General features: G+C 57.2%; 3 protein-coding genes. All 3 read right to left on the minus strand.

Annotation, left to right across the window (positions count from 1 at the left end; all coding sequences use genetic code 11):
• Positions 1 to 303 precede the first annotated feature (303 nt).
• Genes ACIQVE_RS29385 through sdhD form a run of 3 tightly spaced genes read right to left on the minus strand, consistent with a single transcriptional unit; the run spans position 304 to position 3,164 of the window.
• Positions 304 to 1,008 carry a succinate dehydrogenase iron-sulfur subunit gene (locus tag ACIQVE_RS29385; protein WP_402815432.1) on the minus strand — a complete coding sequence of 235 codons (705 nt, stop codon included), beginning with the start codon at positions 1,006 to 1,008 and terminating at the stop codon, positions 304 to 306.
• A 14-nt stretch (positions 1,009 to 1,022) separates the two neighbouring features.
• The gene (gene sdhA / locus ACIQVE_RS29390) at positions 1,023 to 2,792 is read right to left on the minus strand and encodes a succinate dehydrogenase flavoprotein subunit (protein WP_402815434.1); all 1,770 of its coding nucleotides are present in this window, start codon (positions 2,790 to 2,792) and stop codon (positions 1,023 to 1,025) included.
• Positions 2,793 to 2,795: 3 nt separating this feature from the next.
• Positions 2,796 to 3,164, minus strand: coding sequence for a succinate dehydrogenase, hydrophobic membrane anchor protein (gene sdhD, locus ACIQVE_RS29395; protein WP_402815436.1), 369 nt, complete (start codon positions 3,162 to 3,164; stop codon positions 2,796 to 2,798).
• Positions 3,165 to 3,204: the final 40 nt, after the last annotated feature.

Genomic DNA, 3,204 nt, shown 5'->3' on the forward strand with positions numbered 1-3,204 from the left:
AAACATAAAGCAATCCACATTAACAAAAGAGAATCATCAAGATTACTTTCATGATACGTCACCCTCGGTTAGGGGAACACCATCGATGTCGACACCGAGCAAACTTGCAGAAGTCCGAATGCAGCGACTAAAACAAGCCACCTAGGATCACACTGATAGTCCGGGTACCAGCCCGGATGCCCCTGCTTGTCTCATTTCTTCAAAATAAGAGCCGCAGCTTATGGCTGCTGCTCTGGTTATAGCCATGACGCGGGTTGAAGCCCGCGCCACAGCCTCTACGGTGCAGCGGTTACAGCAGCTGAATCACACGCCGCTCGAAAGCAGCATGTTACGGATGTGACCGATGGCCTTAGTCGGGTTCAGGCCTTTCGGACATACGTTGACGCAGTTCATGATGCCCCGGCAGCGGAAAACACTGAACGGGTCATCCAGCGAAGCCAGACGTTCGGACGTCTTGGTGTCGCGGCTGTCTGCCAGGAAGCGATAAGCTTGCAGCAGTGCGGCCGGGCCCAGGAACTTGTCCGGGTTCCACCAGAAGGACGGGCAAGAGGTCGAGCAGCAAGCGCACAGAATGCACTCGTACAGACCGTCAAGCTTTTCACGCTCTTCAGGGGACTGCAGACGTTCGATGGCCGGAGCCGGCGTGTCGTTCTGCAGGAATGGCTTAACCTTCTCGTATTGCTTGTAGAAGATGCTCATATCGACAACCAGGTCACGGATAACCGGCAAACCTGGCAGCGGACGAACGATCAACTTGTTGCCTTTCACGACAGCGGACAGCGGCGTAATGCACGCCAGGCCGTTTTTGCCGTTGATGTTCATGCCGTCGGAACCGCAAACACCTTCACGGCAAGAGCGACGATAGGAGAAACCTTCGTCCTGCTCTTTGATCAGGGCCAGCACGTCCAGCACCATCAGGTATTTACCACAGGTATCGACCAGGAATTCCTGCATGAACGGCGCGGCGTCATGATCAGGGTTGTAACGATAAACGCTGACTTGGAACATGGCGGCCACCCTGATTAAGTCCGAATCTTAGGTTCAAAAGTCGGAACAGTCTTCGGCGAGAAGTTCACGGCACGCTTGGTCACGCGCTTGTCACCCGGGAAGTACAGGGAGTGGCACAGCCAATTTTCGTCATCACGGTCTTCAAAGTCTTCACGGGCGTGAGCGCCGCGGGACTCTTTACGAACTTCGGCCGCGATGGCAGTGGCTTCAGCGACTTCCAGCAGGTTTTGCAGTTCAAGCGCTTCGATACGTGCAGTGTTGAACGCCTGCGACTTATCGTTGATTTTCACGTTGGCGATACGGGTGCGCAGGTCTGCCAGTTGGGCAATACCTTTCTGCATGTATTCGCCGGTACGGAATACACCGAAGTAGTTCTGCATGCAGTTTTGCAGCTCGCGACGCAGCGTAGCGACATCTTCGCCTTCGGTGCGCTCGTTCAGAGCGGACAAACGCGACAGGGCAGCTTCGATGTCGGCGTCGGTGGCGTCATCGTATTCGATGCCATCAGTCAGCGCCTTCTCCAGGTGCAGGCCGGCAGCGCGGCCGAATACCACCAGGTCGAGCAGCGAGTTGCCGCCCAGGCGGTTGGCACCGTGAACCGATACGCAAGCCACTTCGCCCACTGCGAACAGACCATGAATGATCTCGTCCACGCCTTCAGCGTTCTGAGTGATCGCCTGGCCATGAATGTTGGTCGGAACACCGCCCATCATATAGTGGCAAGTCGGAACAACCGGAACCGGAGCAACAACCGGGTCAACGTGTGCGAAGGTCTTCGACAGTTCGCAGATGCCTGGCAGACGGCTGTGCAGCACTTCCTCGCCCAGGTGGTCGAGTTTGAGCAGTACGTGGTCGCCATTCGGACCGCAACCGTTACCAGCGATGATTTCCTTGACCATCGAGCGGGCAACAACGTCACGACCGGCAAGGTCTTTGGCGTTCGGAGCATAACGCTCCATGAAACGCTCGCCGTGCTTGTTGATCAGGTATCCACCTTCACCACGGCAACCTTCGGTAACCAGTACACCGGCGCCGGCGATGCCGGTCGGGTGGAACTGCCACATTTCGATGTCTTGTACTGGCACGCCAGCACGCAGAGCCATGCCGACGCCGTCACCGGTGTTGATCAGGGCATTGGTGGTGGAAGCGTAGATACGACCTGCACCGCCGGTTGCCAGAACAGTAGCCTTGGCGCGGATGTAGGTGGTTTCGCCGGTTTCGATGCAGATCGCGATCACACCGACGAACTCGCCTTGACCGTTCTTCACCAGATCAACAGCGTAGTACTCGTTCAGGAACGTGGTACCGGCTTTCAGGTTGGCCTGATAAAGGGTGTGCAGCAGCGCGTGACCGGTACGGTCGGAAGCGGCGCAAGTACGGGCAGCCTGCCCGCCTTTACCGTAATCCTTCGACTGGCCGCCGAACGGACGCTGGTAGATGCGGCCCTGTTCGGTACGCGAGAACGGCATACCCATGTGGTCCAGCTCGTAAACGGCAGCCGGGCCTTCCTGACACATGTATTCGATAGCGTCCTGGTCACCGATGTAGTCGGAGCCCTTGACGGTATCGTACATGTGCCAGCGCCAGTCATCGTTCGGATCGGCGGACGCGATTGCGCAGGTGATGCCACCCTGGGCCGATACAGTGTGCGAACGAGTCGGGAAAACCTTGGTGATCACCGCAGTCTTGTGACCGCCCTGTGCCAGTTGCAGCGCAGCGCGCATGCCAGCACCGCCACCACCAATAATGATGGCGTCGAAAGAAATCGTTGGAATGTTAGCCATGACTCAGATACCCCAGAGAATCTGCACACCCCAGACGAAGTAAGCGAACATCGCAACGCCGCATACTGCCTGGAAAAGGAAACGTACTGCGGTCGCGGACTTGCACAGCGCCATTGGCGTCAGGTAGTCGGTCGCGATGGTCCACATGCCGACCCAGGCGTGAGCGCCGAGGGCAACGAGGGCCAGCAGACTGAAGATACGCATCCCGTTGTGAGCGAACAGGCCGTGCCACTGGTCGTAGCCAATGCCCGGATTCGCTGCAAGGTATCCGATCAGGAAGATGAAATAAGCCGCGAGAACAACCGCAGACACACGTTGCGCCATCCAGTCATAGAGGCCCGAACGCGAAAGGTTCGTAACGCTGGTTACCATATCCAAACTCCTGCCAGAACGATCAGCACCACGGAAATGT

Source organism: Pseudomonas sp. NPDC098747 (assembly GCF_044760045.1).
Lineage (GTDB): Bacteria > Pseudomonadota > Gammaproteobacteria > Pseudomonadales > Pseudomonadaceae > Aquipseudomonas.

What these genes read in the sequence shown, in the direction of transcription:
- sdhD (WP_402815436.1), bottom strand. Translation starts at nt 3,164, where the DNA reads ATGGTAACCAGCGTTACGAACCTTTCGCGTTCGGGCCTCTATGACTGG.
- ACIQVE_RS29385 (WP_402815432.1), bottom strand. Translation starts at nt 1,008, where the DNA reads ATGTTCCAAGTCAGCGTTTATCGTTACAACCCTGATCATGACGCCGCG.
- sdhA (WP_402815434.1), bottom strand. Translation starts at nt 2,792, where the DNA reads ATGGCTAACATTCCAACGATTTCTTTCGACGCCATCATTATTGGTGGT.